This window comes from Metallosphaera javensis (ex Sakai et al. 2022) (genome assembly GCA_021654415.1).
In the GTDB taxonomy this organism is placed as follows: domain Archaea; phylum Thermoproteota; class Thermoprotei_A; order Sulfolobales; family Sulfolobaceae; genus Metallosphaera; species Metallosphaera javensis.
Genome location: AP024487.1, coordinates 508,935 through 525,442 on the forward strand (window position 1 = coordinate 508,935; position 16,508 = coordinate 525,442).

The following is a 16,508-nucleotide window of genomic DNA, read 5'->3' on the forward strand; positions in this document are numbered from 1 at the left end:
CACAGTAATATGCCTTCATGTCCTCAGTATCTCAAGAGTTTATCTCTAGACTGCAATCTATTGGATATAAGGAGCTCACACCCATTCAGAAGCTGGCTATCCCAAGCATTCTCAAGGGTAAGCATACACTGGTGATAGCCCCAACGGGATATGGTAAGACGGAAGCTGCTATAATTCCCGTCATATACCAGATCTTTGCCAGGGGATATGAAAGAATATCTGCACTCTATGTAACTCCACTGAGGGCTCTAAACAGGGACCTGGAAGGGAGGTTGAGGAACTTTGGCCAGGCGTTTGGAATTAGGGTGGCGACTAGACATGGGGACAACTCCAGAAAGGAGAGAAGGGAAATTATCCTCAATCCGCCAGATCTACTCATAACCACTCCTGAAACCCTGCTCTATCTGGTCGTGGATAAGAGATTGAAGAAGTTGCTGGCCAATCTAAGGTGGATCATTATAGATGAATTGCAGGAAATGCTTGACCAAAAGAGGGGTTATGAGCTCTCCGTAGTTCTGCAGCGCCTCAGGAGGATCTCGAGAAACCCTAGATTTATTGGACTCTCTGCAACCATCAGTGACGTTGAGCTGGCCAAATCCTACCTAAGCTTGGATGAGGAGGTTGAGGTGGCCAGGGTTGACGGGAGGAAAGACACAGAGATCCTCATTGAGACCCCGGAGCCTTCTCATGAAACCGTTGAACTTGCAGTCAAGAAGGGAATGGATCCAGTATTACTGGCCAGATTACTCAGACTAAGGGAGATAATAGAGAAGAACAGACCTGTCCTGATTTTCACTAACACTAGGGAAACTGCCGAGTTCCTTGCCAATCAGCTTCAAACGATGTTTAACCTTAGGGTGGCTACACATCATGGTTCCCTGTCTCGGGAAATCAGGATGAACATGGAGTCCAGCTTTAAGGCGGGAGAGCTGGACGCGATTGTTGCCACGTCCAGCTTGGAACTGGGAATAGATATCGGTAGCATCTCCCTAGTGGTTCAGTATATGTCTCCTAGGCAGACCATCAGGCTCCTTCAGAGGGTTGGAAGGAGCGGGCATTCCCTTCATAGGAAGGCCAGGGGAGTAGTAATACCCGGAAATTACGCTTATGACGTACTCGAGTGTAAGGCCATTACAGAGCTCTCCAAGTCCTATCTGGAGCCCATGATTGTGGAGGAGAATCCACTGGACGTCCTAGCCCATCAGATAGCAGGAATGGTGATAGAAGGTCCCTTGCTCATGTCAGATGCCCTCGAGATATTTCGAGGTTCTCCCTATTTCAGAACCCTAAGCCCCGAGCTTCTGGAGGCTGTGGTGGAACAGCTTGAGGCGGAGAGGGTTGTGAGAAGGGAGGGTCAGGTCCTGAAGCCCTCCAGAAGGACTTGGAAGTACTACTACACTGTGAACATGATTCCTGACTCCAATATGACCTATCTTGTGATAAACACTGACACCAACTCTAGGATAGGCAACCTGGATTTCGACTTCGTGTCCATTCTAGATGAGGATAGTATCTTCGTCCTGGGGGGAAGACTCTGGAAAGTTGTATCAATAGAGGAGGGCAAGGTATATGTCTCCCCTGCGGAACTCAAGAAGGGTGACCTACCAAGCTGGTTCGGGGAAGCCATACCTGTGGAGAAGGAGGTTTCAATGAAGGTTTACGAATACCTTACCGAATCCTTTGCAGGGAGGAGGGAAGCGGAACCCGAACTCAAGGAGAAGGTAGAGGAGCACCTCTCTAGGAATTACCCAATCCTGAAAAGGGATTCCATACTGGTTGAGTTAGTGAATTCCGATCTCCTTGTAGTTCATTCCCCCTTTGGCACAAGGGGAAACAATACGCTCGGCTCCCTCATATCTGCGGTTCTCTCCTCCATAGGGTATAGAACTTCCTTCAGGAGCGATGCCTATCACGTCGCATTGACCTCCATGGTTCCACTGGAGGTAGGGATTGTGGAGGACGTCCTGAACAAGGTTAAGTCCATGAGTGCTGAGTATGCATCAAGATTGCTGGAACAGCAGGTAGTAAACGAGCCCGAATTCAAGTGGATCCTGCTGATAGAGGCTCAACGCTTCGGCGCCATAGAAAAGGGAGCCGAGATCAAGCTGGGTCATTACGTTCTAAGGGCCTACGTTGATACTGTGATAGGAAAGGAGTCCATCAAGGAGTTCATGCTGAGATTTCATGATCTCTCCATCCTGTCGCTCCTCAAGGAAATGAAGTGGGACCTAGTGGAAGTTCCCTCCCCATCTCCCCTAGCCCAGGAATTTCTTGACCGTCTCCTGGTCTTCACCTCCGTGGATGATAAACCCATCATGGTGGAAGTCTTCAAGAGACGGCTTATGAACAAGGAGATACTTTCAATCTGTCTCCTATGCGGTTGGAACTCCAAGGTGAAGGTGGCAGAAACTCCGGAGAGATGTCCCAGGTGCGGGTCTGTGTTCATCACCTCAACCTTTCCAGACGACAGGGAGGCACTGGAAATTGTTAGGAGAAACATAAGGGGAGAGAAGCTGAACCGAAAAGAACAGAAGAGGCTCTCGGAGCTTAAGTCCATAGCCTCACTTTACTCCAATTACGGTAGGATAGCCTTCTTGGCCCTGGCGGTCAGGGGTATAGGTCCCACCAATCTGGGAAGGGTACTTAGGTCCCTCTCTCAAGGCGAGGATAAGTTCTATCAAACTCTCATGGAGGAGGAGAGGAAGTTCATTAGGTATAGGAAGTACTGGCAGTAAGCTTTTAATAGCAACCGAGAACTTTTCTCAAGTGTTCTGATATGGCAATAATTGAAGTCGGGAGGATTTGCGTTAAGCTCTCTGGACGCGAAGCTGGGAGTAAATGTGTCATAGTTGATATAATAGACAATAACTTTGTTCTGGTTACAGGTCCAAAGAACATCAGCGGAGTTAAGAGAAGAAGGGTTAACATATCACACTTGGAACCCACGGACAAGGCGGTAGAGATAGCCAAGGGAGCCTCAGACCAGGAAATAGAGGCAAAACTGAAGGAGCAAGGATTGATTGACTTCATGAAGGAAAAGGTGAAGGTAAAAGTTCCAGTGATTTGAATGGATTTTTCTCCTTTCGTGGAAAGAATTGATAAGTTTTGTGGTTATGATAAGCCCTGGGAGATTCGCAAGGATTACGTTCCTGCAGGGGATTTCGGGGTTCAACCGGACAAGAGAACAATAAAGGATCTAATGAACACCTCGATCATTAACGTGGACAAGCCACCCGGACCCACAAGTCACGAAGTGGCCTTCTGGGTAAAGACCATGTTTGGGTTACCCAGGGTGGGGCACGGAGGGACCCTAGAGCCCTTATGGGCGGGGCAATCCCAAGGTAACCGGTGTCCTACCCATAGGCCTGGGTAAGGCCACCAGAGTAATGAGCGTCGTGACCAAATCGGGAAAGGAATACGTGTGCCTGATGGAGGTCCACTGTGACTTTCGAGAGGACAGGGTCAGGGAGGTCTCCAAGGAATTCGTGGGGACCATATATCAGAAACCGCCCGTGCGATCCTCAGTGAAGAGGAGGGTCAGGAAGAGGCAGGTGTACTCGCTTGACATTCTGGAGATAGAAGGAAGGAAGGTGCTCATGAGGATATCCTCAGAGCCCGGGACCTACATGAGGAAGATCTGCCATGATATGGGCATCCTTCTGGGTTGCGGTGCACATATGAGGGAGTTAAGGAGGACCAGGTCAGGTGTGTTCAGGGAGGACACGCTTGTAACGTTACAGCAGGTGTCCGAGGCACTTTACCTCTACCGTAATTGTGGTGAGGAGGATGAGCTGAGGAAGATACTCATCCCCATGGAGATGGCCTTCTGCGGAATCCCCAAGATCATCGTGGACGACGAGACCGTTAACTCCCTCGCTTATGGATCGCCCCTTATGGCACCCGGGATAGTGGCCTTTCAGAGCTTCAGAAAGGATGACGTAGTGGCGCTCATCACCTGGAAGGGTGAGGGAATAGCCCTTGGGAGGGCCCTGATTGATTCCAGAAACATGGGGAAAAAGGGAGAAGTGGCTAAACCTGAGAGGGTATTAATGGAGAAAGATGTATATCCCAAGGCATGGAAGAAATGATGTTTATCGTAACTGATGTGGTTAATGGAGTCCCCCTAAACCTAGTTAGCTACCCAGGTCTCTTCTCTAAGAAGAGATTAGACCTAGGGACTAGGGTTCTTCTAGAGAATCTTCTAATTCCTGAGGAGGGGGCAGTAGCCGACGTAGGATGCGGTTATGGTCCTATAGGAATATACGTGGCACTAGTGAACCCAAGGCTCTCGGTCTACATGCTTGACATGAACCCCCTGGCAGTAAAGGCCTCGAGAGAGAACGTGGAGAGATACGGGTTAGGGGATAGGGTAACAGTGATCAAGAGCGACCTTCTGTCAGAGCTAGGGGTCAGGGTTAAGGCCATCTACTCCAACCCTCCCCTTTCCAAGGGGGTAGACGTGCTGGAGAGACTGGCCAAACAGGCCCCAGAGAAGCTGGAAAAGGGTGGATACGTACAGATGGTCCTGTATAAGGGGGAGGGTAACGCAACCAAGATATTTGGAGATTATTTCCCCGAAGTCAGGGTCATGAAGAGCGTGAAGGGATACTCCATTGTCCTCGCCGTAAACAATTAAAGAGAGCAAACTGGATAATTAAGTGCCGGGGTGCCCGAGCGGACCAAGGGGCTGGCCTTGAGAGCTTCCTGGTTAGCCAGTAGGGACTTCCCTGCGCGGGTTCAAATCCCGCCCCCGGCGTCTTCAGATCGAGGGACGTCACGTGTTTGAGGTCCTGTGGTACAGGGTTGGATGGAGACGCATAGTGAGTATGAAATTGAAATGGTATACGGCGATAGGGAACTCGTGTAGCCCAATCCCTGATAGGGCAATATCACTCCATAGAGATGGACGGAAACCCCATGCTAATCAGTTAGAGATACTGTAAACAAGTAAACTCAGGTTCAAAATTGATTACTTTCAATTAAACCTGTATTCTATCTTCTGGATCTTCCCTTTCCCTGCCCGTCCTCTGTTTCATCCACAGCTTTCCATTCTGCCCATCCTGGCATTCTGGGCCCTTCCCTATCGAACTCTTCGAAGGCCTTAACTATATCCTTTCCACGGACGACCCTAATTTTGGCCATTTCTCGCGTGTAAAATAGATCAGCAAGGATATAAAGGTTTAAGGGTTACCGTTGACGATACCTTCATTCAGCTGGCTTAAACTCTGACGGCGGACATCGAAGAGGCAACAGCGAAAATTATTAGTATATCCTGAAACTTTTCCTACAATATTATGGAGGGAGCACACTCGAAGTCGTCGCAGAAGGTCTACAGCTACAAAGTTAACGTAAAGCTGGAGTACCACGATCCACCATCTGCATCCTACACGGTTCTGAATACCATACAGATAACGCTTGATCCGCAGGAGAAGGGGGCCGAGGTTAGGGCTATATCCGAGGATGGTAAAATTTTTACCATATTTTTCAATCGTCTTGTAATAAGTTCCTCCATATTCACTTACATCTCAGAACCACCACAGGAGGGAGAGGGGAGCACAGCCACCCTGTATCCCTTTAACCTTGCAATTTACCTGTCAAGTCAGGGGAAGCCCAGGTATGTTTACTTCAATATCTCGAGTAATGGGAGGATCTACGGTAACAATCTCTTTGTGGATACGCTGGAGATATATGACAATCTCTCCATCGTCAGGACAAGGATATTCTTCAAGCATGAGGATCCGGTAAGGGGATTTCGCCGGCACGAATACACCGTATGTAATACAACCGATTTCCCAGTGAAGCATGTGTACTTTGGGTTGGACAGTTACGTAAGGGGACTACGCATAGAGGATGAGGCCCACGAACATCTCATCCTACTGACCAATGGACAGTTGAGGGACCTGTTGGGTGAGAAGATAAATGAAATGGAATTCGCTGTAGTGGTTGAGCTGAATAGGGAACTGAAACCTGGAGAGTGCCGTACAATTAGCCTCAAGAGTTATGACGAAATAAGGAGAGGAAAGAAGGAGTTCGAGATAAGGATAGCCCTCCTGGATAACATAACTGAAGGAATAGTTATAATACCCTCAAAGGGTTATAAGGGTTGTCACCAGTCTGCAAAGGATCAGCTTCAGTCTTCGCGACGAGGATAATAAGCCCACGCCTATCGTGTCAGGAAACTCGTTGAAGTGGAACAGGAGGAACCAGGAACTTTTCCCCGGGATTAACCTAGATCTGTTCTGTGACCCTGCGCCCGAAAACGGAGTCGTTGAGTCCAACACAGCCGTGGACATGCAGTTCAGAACCACCAACTCACAGGGAGGACGGGTATTCGTTGAGATTGCATATGGGTTGGAGTTTCAATACCTGAAGTTCTGGAGATCATTCCTGTGGGTGATGAATATCCTATTATGGGCCCTTTTCCTTCAAGAGACATGGGTTCATACGGAGGGGCTATGGAAAAGTCTGAATATCAGGTTGGGCCCACCTGCCAATCTGGAGTTTAGTATTGCATTCCTCTTCGGGGCCATGGTAGGAACTGTTTCCTTTCCATTCTATGTGGAGAGTAACTGGAGAGGGTATATGGGCGAGATTCTGAAATCCTTGGCGAGAAGACTGAGAAAAGGACAACCGGAGCTGGTCTCGTCCTTAATTATCGTTATCCTGGCCGTGGTTGGGCTCACTGAGGAGTTCATGTCCCTGCAGGGGAACCCGCTCAGCGACGTTTCCTTCGCGTACCTGGAAATAGAGTTCGCAATAGTTGTGGTCCTGGAGCTTGCCTTCGTAATAGTGGAAAGAGAGCTAAGGGAGGAATATAGAAACGTTCTTCTCATGCTGGTAATTCTGTCCATGATTTCCATGCTTCTGGCGGTGGGATAGTACTGGAGAGTTCGAAAATCCGAAGATAAAGTTTGAGTTGTGATGTTTGAAAGTACTATAATCGAATCAAAACCAGAGAAACTTTCGTGAAAAGTAAGGTAGCCGGGCAGGGATTCGAACCCTGGTCCCAGGGGCCAAAGCCCTGGATCCTTGGCCGCTAGACTACCCGGCTAATACGGATTTTGTAATTCTACGTTATAAAGCTTCCTTAATGGGTGTCAATTTAGCTTTGTCTCATTGATTACATGGTGAGAGACGGACAAGAGGTCTAGATAACCTTCTAAAGGACGTTTATATCAAGAGATCGTTCAGGAACGTGAATAAATCCTTTCCATCAAGGAGACTGGCGTAGAAATCGTATGGTAAAGGAGCGCCGCAGCCGGGATTTGAACCCGGGTCAGGGGCTCGACAGGCCCCCATCCTAGACCGGGCTAGACTACTGCGGCATACTAATATTATTACATTCAATATTTAAAGTTATCTTTTCTTTTTGTACGGGTATAAATGCGACTGGGGTAGAGTTGCACAGTTGATTATTTAGAGCTTTCTAAGACTGTGTCTCTGGTCATTAGCAATAAGATTGGGAAGTTCTCCTCCAGAAACGGTTAATTAAATACGTGCTTAACAATCTCGAAGATGTACTTCGCCAGTGCATGGTGAAGCTCAACAGGGAGGCATAGTGAAAAAGAAGCTAATATGCCTGCCCGTTAATCAATAAGATCTTACTCTATATCGTAGTCAAGGAACCATTACCAACGGACATCTTTTCTTACACCAAATCAAGAGCATAGCTGCAGTCCTAGATTCGTCAACTATTCCCAATCCACTTTCAGCCTACTCTCTACTATATAAACTGGGAATACTTATATACTTTCAGATCAATTATTATCCATGTCTCTCCTAGAACAGAAGGAACAATTGGTTCAGGCTGAGTCAACGGGAGATCTGAATGGGGTGATCCAGGCAATAACGGCTATGAACAGGGAGTTCAACAACTTCATCTACAGCAACAGAGCCCTGGAGTCCGTTGCCTTCAACGCCATAGCCATGGCCAGGGTTGGGTCCCCCTTTACCTACGTAACTAACAATGATCAGGCCAACGAAGAGGCTCGGTGCAACGGAAAGACGGAGGGTAATATGAGGGCTAGAGCTGATCAAGTCGACAGGGACTTCATGAAGCTGGCCTTCGTCTCAGTGGCCACAGACAATGATATTTCCGCAAGCGTGGTGGGAAATCCCTATAGTGATGCACCAAAACTGGTGTTCAGGCAGGGCGTTATGGTAAGCCTTACAACTCCCTCTGGCAAGAACATCATGGTGTATATGGGAGGGATATCCCCCAACTGGAGAGGAGATCACGTTTCAGTTTACCAGTACGGTGCAGAGAGGAGATTCAGGTTTTCCTCCAGCGTAAGGAGCGAGCTATCTAGAGTGATAGGGAAATTCAACGTAGGCATCCTCTTTGGAGGAGAGAGAACGTCCCAGACCTTTACGAACCCCCTACCTCCCGAACCTTCAAGTTACTCCGCATTTGTACAGTCATACAGGAGAGAGATACGCGAAGCGAGCTCCAAGAGCGGAGGTCTATTCTACAAAACTCCTACATCTCATGGTGTATGCAATACATGTACTTCAATAGCATCCTACGTGAGTGGCACCTTCCCTGATCTCCTTCCGGCTCTCTCTACTCCCTTCGTTCCCTTCATAGGTCAGGGCTACTACTTTATACCCGGATATCCCGAGGATCCCGTAGACGACTACTACCTGGGTTCTCCTGTCTACTCTGGGAACTCCCAGTGCAACGTTCCAGTCATTTCCGGTTTCATCTCCTCCCTGGTATCCTTCTCTCAAGTTCTGAGCGCGTATGCCCAGTCGCAGAACCGAAAAGTGGACAACGATCCTCAGCTTGAAGGTTTCTTCGAGTCCTCCTCCGTTGCATTCGTCTTTCCTCCACCCAGGAGCTGGAATTATCAGGACGTGATGGAGTGGTCTGCTTCCCTGGGCTACTCCCAGGATTACCTCTCCTCAGCAGTGAACTTCGCAATAGTTATAGGAAATATTCTTTCCCGGTACCCTGAGGACGTGGTAGATGAACTGGAGAAGGAGTTGTACAAGCATCACTTCAGCTGTTCCGATCAGGGCCATTGCTACTCTGAGATGAGCAGGGTGGCTCAAGACATTTATAACGTGCTGAGCCAGCTAGGATCTGACCAGGAGCTGGAGGCGCTGGAGATCTGTCATGAAGAGGCCACAACGCTGGATGAAACCTGTTACTGGAATTGCGTGGATAGGGTGTCTGACTACCTGAAGCATCTGCCCATTATAGACATGCTCCACCTCTCTCCCTCGCCATACGACATTAGGAGGGCCTCTCAGGCCCAGTGCAGGGAGGTCTGCACCAAGTTCAATGAGAGCAGATACCAGGAATGCCTGAAGTGGATATATCCCTCCCATGGAATTCACGCAACACCATGAGTCCCACGCATTTCTCTGGGTGGGAATGATCTTGGTCATGGTTTTGGTAGTATCTCATTGAGGTTTCGTCACGACGAGACAAAGACTGGTTTTGTTATGGCGAGAATTTAACTAACTAGAAACTACAAGAATTCTAGTTTAGTTGACCGTAACCAATATCCCCATTGCCTCCTACCGGGAAGGCGTAGATGAACTCTAAACTCAAACTTTCATGTTACTAAGATGCACGCAAGACCAGCCGGATAAAGCCCGGGAGATGTGGAATTAACCCACGTTATTGTCCCGGGGATAAATGTACATTGTACAGTTCAGGACGCGGTTGTCTGCGACCAAATGCGGGGGGCGGGATTTGGACCCGCGCAGGACTGCTCCAGCGGATCTCCTATGCGATCTTAAGTCCGCCCCCTTTGACCAGGCTCGGGCACCCCCGCACACATAAACTTGATCCAGTTGCTTAAAGGTTTATCCGAAAATTTAATTTATCACTGATACTCTCTGTTACCAGATTTACGATGGTGAAGCACTCGAGAGGAAACAGGACAAGGAGCAGGAAACTTCTCAGGAAGGCACCTAGGGAGAGGGGAGCAGTTCCTTCTTTGGGCAGGCTAATGCTTGACCTGAAGGAAGGCGAGAGGGTTGTTATAAAGATAAACTCATCCACACACAACGGTATGCCACACAGGAGATACCAGGGCAAGGTTGGAACTGTCCTCGGAAAGAGGGGAAAATCCTACGAGGTTAAGGTGAAGCTTGGGGATAAGGAAAAGGTTCTAGTAGTCAGACCCGAGCACCTCAACCAGATAAAGGCTTAGAAGTGATTTTTCTATGTCATCTATTCAGATCATTGAGGAAGATTACGTCCCCTACTCTGTGGCCAAGGAGATCCTGAAGGAGGCCATTGAGTCAGGATCTTCCTCCTCCATTCTCCAGAAGACCTTTGAGTACCTTAACTCCTTGGAGAAATGCAGTGCGGAGAACGCGCGGAAACTCATGGAGGAGCTCAAGGGACTGGTCTCTAAGAAGGAGGTTATGGCCATGATAAGCAGTCTTTGCCCGGACAATCCGGACGCACTTAGGGCCATCCTAACCTTGGAGGGTAAGGCATTTTCTCAGGATGAATTGGAGAAAATTCTAGATTTAATAAAAAGATACAGAAACAACTGATTGTCTTTAATATTCTAATTGCATATATCCTTATCTGTGGCACTATGAGTAAGAGAGGGCCTAGGGAGCGCTACGTTTATGTGCTGGACTACCTCAGGGAGGGAAATCCACTTGACAGGCATAAATGGCATAAGAACAAACCCATAGTCCAGGTAATTGGTGAGGATTACTTCATTCTCATGGAAGCCATCCCGTTGACCGAGCAGATCCAGCTGGAAGAGAGGATAGACAGGGATCAGGATCCGCCCGTTATCAAGGTCGATGTGCTCATAGATTACGAGGACCTGACCTCACTGGCCAAGGACAATCTTGGGAAAATCCTGGAAAAAATAGTCAGCGCAAAGGAGAGTCAGTTCGTCAACTTCTTTAACAGAGCTGAGTCACTCACCCTGAAACTTCACGCCCTTGAGCTCCTTCCCGATATAGGGAAAAAGACCCTCAGGACCGTCCTGGAGGAGCGAAAGCGTGCTCCGTTCGTCAGCTTCGCCGACATAGAGGCCAGGGTGGGAATCAAGAATGTGAAGGAGATACTGGTGAAGAGGTTGCTGGTGGAAATCAAGAGGGAGGACAAGTACTTCCTCTTCGTCTATCCAGGCGAGGCGGAGAGGGGAGCTGAGGGAGAGAGGAAGCCTCAGGAGCAGAAATATATAGGCTACTTAGAAAGATTAAAGCAGGGATGAATTATTCACAGAATTTTCTAGTAGATCAAGAAATAATTTCTCGTATTGTAGGTCATGTCTCCGGGTTGAGGCCCCTTATAGAGATAGGTTGCGGGAGGGGAAACCTCTCCAGGTTCCTTAACCCTGACGTGTGTATTGAGCTTGATACCCGCCTGCTTCCTCATCTCTCTGAATTCAATCCAGTTCATGGGGATGCCAGAAGACTTCCAGTATCAAGGGGACAGATAGTCTCCTCTCTTCCATACTCCATTACTTCGGATTTCTTCGTCGAGGTTTCTAAACTGGACTCCTTCCCCAGGCTTCTCCTCGTCCTTCAGGAGGACTTCGTGAACAAGATACTGGGTTATCCAACCTTTCTATCCTTCCTCCTAAATTACTATTATGTAATAGACAAGCTACTGGTTATCCCTCCCAGGGCGTTCAGGCCCGTTCCCAGGGTCTTCTCGTCCCTGGTACTCCTGGAGAGGAGGAGGAGCTATAACGAGAGGGTAACGGAGATAATAAAATGCCTTAGCAGGTACAGGAACAAGACCCTGAGAAATGCGTCTCAACTGTGCGGTTTGACCTCAAGTGAGACCAGAAGAGTGAGGGACTTCAAGCCATGGATGGTTACAGAATTGTTGAGTTCAATGGGTATAAACTCTGTGTGAACGAGGAAGTATACGAACCTGCAGAGGACTCGGAGATTCTGGCCTCAATTCTGGACGTGAGACAGGGGGAGAATGTGCTGGATATGGGTTCAGGCAGTGGGTTACTGGGAATTATCGCCAGCAAAATGGGAGGCAGGGTAACCTCGATAGACGTCAATCCCTATGCCACGGAGGCCACTCTCTGCTCCTCTAGGTTAAACGGGGTAGATCTTGAGGTGATAAACTGCGACTCTATCACCTGTTTGAGAGAAGTCAAAGTGGATACATTGATATTCAATCCACCCTACTTACCTGTGTATGAAACATCAAGCTGGATAGGATATAGCTGGTCGGGAGGGAGGGGAGGAGTAGAGGTCCTTCTTGGGGTGATGAGACAGGTTAATGCAAAGAATTACTATTTCGTGTACTCTAGCTTCACGGACGAGGAGGAGATAACCAGGTTCCTTCAAGACCGTGGATTGGAAATAAATAAAGTTAAAGAGAGGGTAATCGGATTTGAGGTTCTCAAGGCGGTGAAGGTAGTTGCTAAGGGTGATCTTGGTAGAGCCTGAAGGGGAATATAACGTGGGTTTCGTGGCCAGGCTATGTAAGAACTTTGAAGTGGACCAGCTATACGTGGTCAATCCCAGATGTGACCTGAACAAGGCCATGGAGTTCTCGGCCAAGGGAAGGGATTTCATGGAGAGGGTCACAGTTACCTCTACACTGCAGGAAGCGTTGAGGGATCTAGATCTCAAGATATCCACGTCCAGCATCGCAGATTCCAAGGGAGATATGTTGCGTAAGTCCATGCCTCCCTGGGAGATTGTTAAGTTAATGGAGAACAGAAGGACAGGACTGGTGTTCGGGAGGGAGAGCGTGGGTTTAACCAGAGAGGAAATAATGATGACGGATATAATGGTTCATATCCCGGCCAACAGGGATTACCCCGTGCTGAACCTGTCCCACGCCGTGGGAATAATCCTGTATGAGATCTGGAAGTCAACTCATCTCCGCCCAGGCGAGGCTGGTCCTGCTCCCTCACAGAAGACCATAACGCTGGTTGAGAAGTACGTAAAAACTCTCTACGACACAGTTAAAAGATCAGATGGGGATGAGGCTATGTATATTGCAACTAAGAGATCATTATTGCGGGGTATAAGGGATGAGGAGGAAGGGAGGGCGGTTGTCAGGTTTCTCAGGAAGGTCTACATGAGAATGATTCACGGCAATGAATGAGTTTTTATACTCTTTACTAAAGATGTTTGTTCAATGTCAGCTAGATCAGGTGCCAAGGGTAGTGCTGGTGCACTCAAAGATAAGTGGAAGATGAAGAAATGGTTCTCAATTTACTCGCCTAAGGTATTTGGAGAGGTGTCCCTGGGTTCTACCCCCGCTTTTGATGTGTCGCAGACTATTGGCAGGAAGGTGGAGACCACCCTCTATGACTTAACGGGCGACTTCAGTACTGTGTATGTTCACCTGTACTTTAAGGTTGTGAGGAGCGAAGGTGATAGGCTTTTCACGGAGTTCGCAGGCCACGAGCTTTCCAGGGATTACGTAAGATCCTTGGTTAGAAGGAAAAGTTCCAAGATCAACAAGGTTGTGGATATAGTCACGAAGGACGGTTATACCCTTAGGGTAAAGACGCTGGCCTTAACTGCCTACAGGGTTCACAGGGAACAGGCCACCACTATCAGGAAGATCATGGAGGACGTGGTTAAGAAGACAGCGGAGGGTAAGACCTTCGACGAATTTGTTCAGGAGATGATATTTGGAAACCTGGCAAACAACATATTCAATGAGGCAAAGAAGATAGCCCCTCTCAGGAAGGCTGAAATAGAGAAGTCCAAGGTTCTACTTGCACCCGTAATAAAGGAGGTCAAGCAAGCCGTTGAAAGTAGTGCTCCTAGCAGCGGGTAAGGGAGAAAGACTAGAGCCCATCACCCATACTAGGCCCAAACCCTTTGTTCCCGTTCTAGGAGAAACCCTGATTGAAAGGAACTTGAAGATAGTTAGGAGAATTGTGAAGGATCCAGAGATTTTTGTGGTGATACCCGAGGAGTATCCTCCCGAATATGAGTCTTTCTTTTCGCGATTACAGGGAGTCAATCTGGTGAAACAGGGCGAAAGGAAAGGGACTGGAGGGGCTCTTCAGTACGTTCCAAAGTTTTCCAATGACGAACTCCTTATTTTTTACGGGGACATTTATACCACGAGTAACTCTGTGGAGAGAGTGGTCTCGGAGCCTGGCAATTCCATGCTCGGTGTTGAGGTTCCCAATCCCAGCGAATACGGGTCCCTTAAGATGGATGAGGGAGGATACCTTCAGGGAATTGTGGAGAAGAGCCCCAATCCACCCTCCAACGTAATTAATGGAGGGATATACAAGCTTTCCTCTTCGATTCTGGATCTGGTGGATAAACTAGAGCTTTCCCCTAGGGGAGAATATGAATTTACAGACGCCATTACTACCTTCGCTAGGAGGTCTAGGATAAAGGTGGTTAAGAGTAACGACTTCTGGAGGGATGTGGGAAAGCCGTGGGATGTCATTGACATAAACAAGGTGGAACTGGACTCAATACCCGGTAAGATTGAGGGCGAACTAGAGGAAAATGTGAAGCTGATGGGGAAGGTGGTCATTGAGGAGGGAGCCAAGATACTTTCAGGTACAAGGATAGAAGGACCAGCGTACATCGGGAGGAACTGTGTAGTTGGACCAAACGCCTTCGTAAGGCCTTACACTGTCCTGGTAAGTAATGTGAAGATAGGATCATTCGTGGAGATTAAGGAGTCAGTTGTAATGGAAGGGACAAAAATCCCCCATTTGAGCTATGTGGGAGACAGCGTAATCTCTGAGGATGTTAACTTTGGTGCCGGAACTCTGGTGGCTAATCTGAGGTTTGATGAAAAGGAAGTGTACATGAACATTAAGGGAAAGAGACAGGGAACAGGGAGGAAAAAGATGGGGACAGTTGTGGGTGGACACGTGAGGACCGGGATAAACGTATCCATACTACCCGGGATAAGGATAGGAGCTTACGCCATGATCTATCCCGGAGCGGTAGTGAACAGGGACGTGAATAGGGGAGAGTTCTTCAAGGGTTGAAAACCTAGGATTATGTAGGTCAGGGAAGTTGAAGACCTCTTCACCCATTTTATCTCTTTGGGGGTTGGTGGGGAATACCCACCGTAAGGTTGAGGATGGATAGCCCAAAGAAAGGTTTTGATGATAGCGTAAATCAACTGTGGTCTGCTAAACCCCAACGTGCGATCACATGGGATGGCCACCCAGAGATGGAACCGAAGTCAAGCTTGCGGAGATCTAGCCACCTTAACCCTCCCACTCGGGGCGTCAAGGATGGGTTTCATTAGATGCTGTGGGTTAGAGGGGATCGAGCATGGTGAATGAACCAAGAAGCCTTATTGTGAGGGTGGGGTAGTTCACCCCTTGGCTAAAGTGGATACTATCTTTATCACGTCCCCATCCTTAAGTTCGTAGTCCTCTCCTACCCTTACCTTTTTCTTGGCCTCTATTGCGTAGAGAAATCCCTTTCCTAAGTCCGTGTGTATGAGAAACGCTAGGTCCTTGGGTGTGGAACCTTTCTCTACCAGAAAGACGTCTGGTAGAACGTCCCCATCCTTATTCGTGTATTTTCTTTCATCTTCTACTGGATACACGTGAATCATATTCAACGCTCCAAAGACGGCCTCGTTTATGGCCTGTTGAACCCCGGTACTGCCGTACACGTCAAGCACATTGCTCTTGATGTAGTTCAGGGCTTTCATTCTCTTCTCCTCAATATTCCCTATTACCCTGAATTGACCATCTCCAGGGATGTAGTCTATGAGGCCAGCCTTCGCTGCCCTTCTTAGCGCAAGCTCGGATTCAGCGCTCACCGGTACCACGTGGGAATGCTTCTCCTTTAACCTGGAAATGTTTTCCCTTGAAATTGGTATGTCTGCCTTGTTTGCAGCTATTACTATGGGCTTAGATATCTTGCGCAATACTGAACTGAACTGTCTAAGTCCCTCATCGCCCCACTGAATCAGCTTGACGTTTTCAAGACCGCTGGCCTTTAGGGCCATGACCACATGTTTCCTGTTAACAGATAACCCGGACACCTTACTGAGGAGAGATTCCACAACGTCTTTACTGCTGAGATCGGTGGTCCTGGCAAATTTATCCCAATCCTTCCTAATAACCGAGAAAAACCATTCATCTATTTCCCTTTCCACGAACTTAACGTCCTCCTCAGGATCCCTGCTCCCTGGGCTCACCATCACACCCTCTTCGTTGGTGGACCCACTGGCATCCACGACGTGAATTAATACATCAGCTTTTCTGAGGTCATCGAGGAATTTGTTACCCAGACCTCTACCTTCATGTGCTCCAGGAATTAGTCCCGCAACATCCAGTAGCTTAACGGGAATGAACCTGTAATCCCCTATACAGATTGAGTTCTTTGGCTGGCACTTAACCCCGAGTTCTACGTGGACGCATCTCTTCCTTGCGTACCCCACACCCACGTTGGGTTCAATTGTAACGAAAGGTCTATTGGCTATCTCTACCTCCAGCATGGTAGCGGCGGAAAAGAACGTGCTCTTGCCAACGTTGGTTTTGCCAATGAGGCCTATGGTTATCATGTATATTCTGTGATATAGGTACCGTTCAGTTTTT

Annotated in this window: 18 protein-coding genes and 4 tRNA genes; 17 read left to right on the forward strand and 5 right to left on the reverse strand. The window is 48.2% G+C overall.

Annotated elements, in window-relative coordinates; all coding sequences use genetic code 11:
* Positions 1-17 precede the first annotated feature (17 nt).
* From QVC96_RS03065 to QVC96_RS03090, 6 genes are all read left to right on the forward strand, one after another.
* Complete coding sequence (locus tag QVC96_RS03065; RefSeq protein ID WP_287689884.1) at positions 18-2,735, forward strand: DEAD/DEAH box helicase; 2,718 nt, start codon at positions 18-20, stop codon at positions 2,733-2,735.
* Between the two features lie 41 nt (positions 2,736-2,776).
* Positions 2,777-3,067, forward strand: coding sequence for a 50S ribosomal protein L14e (locus tag QVC96_RS03070; RefSeq protein ID WP_287689885.1), 291 nt, complete (start codon positions 2,777-2,779; stop codon positions 3,065-3,067).
* Positions 3,068-3,373, forward strand: coding sequence for a tRNA pseudouridine synthase A (locus QVC96_RS03075; RefSeq protein ID WP_287689886.1), 306 nt, complete (start codon positions 3,068-3,070; stop codon positions 3,371-3,373).
* Between the two features lie 13 nt (positions 3,374-3,386).
* Positions 3,387-4,088 (forward strand): RNA-guided pseudouridylation complex pseudouridine synthase subunit Cbf5, encoded by a 702-nt coding sequence (locus QVC96_RS03080; RefSeq protein WP_287689887.1) that lies wholly within the window; start codon positions 3,387-3,389, stop codon positions 4,086-4,088.
* Positions 4,076-4,636, forward strand: coding sequence for a class I SAM-dependent methyltransferase (locus QVC96_RS03085; RefSeq protein WP_238024647.1), 561 nt, complete (start codon positions 4,076-4,078; stop codon positions 4,634-4,636). Before QVC96_RS03080 ends, QVC96_RS03085 begins: the two co-directional genes overlap by 13 nt.
* A gap of 24 nt (positions 4,637-4,660) precedes the next feature.
* A tRNA-Ser gene (locus QVC96_RS03090) sits at positions 4,661-4,756 on the forward strand.
* 236 nt (positions 4,757-4,992) lie between these two features.
* Here the strand turns inward: QVC96_RS03090 and QVC96_RS03095 are convergent.
* A complete protein-coding gene (locus QVC96_RS03095) occupies positions 4,993-5,142 on the reverse strand; it encodes a hypothetical protein (protein WP_287689888.1) in 150 nt (49 codons plus the stop codon).
* A gap of 152 nt (positions 5,143-5,294) precedes the next feature.
* On the opposite strand from QVC96_RS03095, the gene QVC96_RS03100 reads away from it, so the two are divergent.
* The gene (locus QVC96_RS03100) at positions 5,295-6,152 is read left to right on the forward strand and encodes a hypothetical protein (RefSeq protein ID WP_287689889.1); all 858 of its coding nucleotides are present in this window, start codon (positions 5,295-5,297) and stop codon (positions 6,150-6,152) included.
* Between the two features lie 16 nt (positions 6,153-6,168).
* Positions 6,169-6,879 carry a hypothetical protein gene (locus QVC96_RS03105; protein ID WP_287689890.1) on the forward strand — a complete coding sequence of 237 codons (711 nt, stop codon included), beginning with the start codon at positions 6,169-6,171 and terminating at the stop codon, positions 6,877-6,879.
* Between the two features lie 99 nt (positions 6,880-6,978).
* Here the strand turns inward: QVC96_RS03105 and QVC96_RS03110 are convergent.
* Both QVC96_RS03110 and QVC96_RS03115 read right to left on the reverse strand, forming a co-directional pair.
* Positions 6,979-7,051, reverse strand: a tRNA-Gln gene (locus QVC96_RS03110).
* Between the two features lie 199 nt (positions 7,052-7,250).
* Positions 7,251-7,325: transfer RNA gene (locus QVC96_RS03115), tRNA-Asp, on the reverse strand.
* Positions 7,326-7,770: 445 nt separating this feature from the next.
* Here QVC96_RS03115 and QVC96_RS03120 point away from each other — a divergent pair.
* Positions 7,771-9,354: a hypothetical protein gene (locus QVC96_RS03120; RefSeq protein ID WP_287689891.1), complete on the forward strand. Its 1,584-nt coding sequence runs from the start codon at positions 7,771-7,773 to the stop codon at positions 9,352-9,354.
* Positions 9,355-9,688: 334 nt separating this feature from the next.
* Here the strand turns inward: QVC96_RS03120 and QVC96_RS03125 are convergent.
* Positions 9,689-9,785 (reverse strand) — tRNA-Leu (locus QVC96_RS03125).
* A gap of 81 nt (positions 9,786-9,866) precedes the next feature.
* Between QVC96_RS03125 and QVC96_RS03130 the strand changes: the two genes are divergently transcribed.
* Genes QVC96_RS03130 through spn form a run of 8 tightly spaced genes read left to right on the forward strand, consistent with a single transcriptional unit; the run spans position 9,867 to position 14,936 of the window.
* On the forward strand, positions 9,867-10,166 hold the full coding sequence (locus QVC96_RS03130) for a 50S ribosomal protein L21e (RefSeq protein ID WP_287689892.1): 300 nt from the start codon (positions 9,867-9,869) through the stop codon (positions 10,164-10,166).
* Between the two features lie 13 nt (positions 10,167-10,179).
* Complete coding sequence (locus QVC96_RS03135) at positions 10,180-10,518, forward strand: DNA-directed RNA polymerase subunit F (RefSeq protein WP_238024641.1); 339 nt, start codon at positions 10,180-10,182, stop codon at positions 10,516-10,518.
* A 44-nt stretch (positions 10,519-10,562) separates the two neighbouring features.
* Positions 10,563-11,198 carry a DUF655 domain-containing protein gene (locus QVC96_RS03140; RefSeq protein ID WP_238024640.1) on the forward strand — a complete coding sequence of 212 codons (636 nt, stop codon included), beginning with the start codon at positions 10,563-10,565 and terminating at the stop codon, positions 11,196-11,198.
* Complete coding sequence (locus tag QVC96_RS03145; RefSeq protein WP_238024639.1) at positions 11,195-11,848, forward strand: 16S ribosomal RNA methyltransferase A; 654 nt, start codon at positions 11,195-11,197, stop codon at positions 11,846-11,848. Before QVC96_RS03140 ends, QVC96_RS03145 begins: the two co-directional genes overlap by 4 nt.
* Positions 11,845-12,399: a HemK2/MTQ2 family protein methyltransferase gene (locus QVC96_RS03150; RefSeq protein ID WP_238024638.1), complete on the forward strand. Its 555-nt coding sequence runs from the start codon at positions 11,845-11,847 to the stop codon at positions 12,397-12,399. Before QVC96_RS03145 ends, QVC96_RS03150 begins: the two co-directional genes overlap by 4 nt.
* Positions 12,371-13,066: a tRNA (cytidine-2'-O-)-methyltransferase TrmJ gene (trmJ, locus tag QVC96_RS03155; RefSeq protein WP_287689893.1), complete on the forward strand. Its 696-nt coding sequence runs from the start codon at positions 12,371-12,373 to the stop codon at positions 13,064-13,066. The genes QVC96_RS03150 and trmJ overlap by 29 nt, the downstream gene beginning before the upstream one ends.
* A gap of 33 nt (positions 13,067-13,099) precedes the next feature.
* The gene (locus QVC96_RS03160) at positions 13,100-13,750 is read left to right on the forward strand and encodes a 30S ribosomal protein S3ae (RefSeq protein WP_238024636.1); all 651 of its coding nucleotides are present in this window, start codon (positions 13,100-13,102) and stop codon (positions 13,748-13,750) included.
* Positions 13,722-14,936 carry a bifunctional sugar-1-phosphate nucleotidylyltransferase/acetyltransferase gene (gene spn / locus QVC96_RS03165; RefSeq protein WP_238024635.1) on the forward strand — a complete coding sequence of 405 codons (1,215 nt, stop codon included), beginning with the start codon at positions 13,722-13,724 and terminating at the stop codon, positions 14,934-14,936. Before QVC96_RS03160 ends, spn begins: the two co-directional genes overlap by 29 nt.
* Before the next feature lie 335 nt (positions 14,937-15,271).
* On the opposite strand, the gene QVC96_RS03170 is transcribed toward spn, so the two are convergent.
* Positions 15,272-16,474 carry a redox-regulated ATPase YchF gene (locus tag QVC96_RS03170; protein ID WP_287689894.1) on the reverse strand — a complete coding sequence of 401 codons (1,203 nt, stop codon included), beginning with the start codon at positions 16,472-16,474 and terminating at the stop codon, positions 15,272-15,274.
* Between the last annotated feature and the right edge of the window lie 34 nt (positions 16,475-16,508).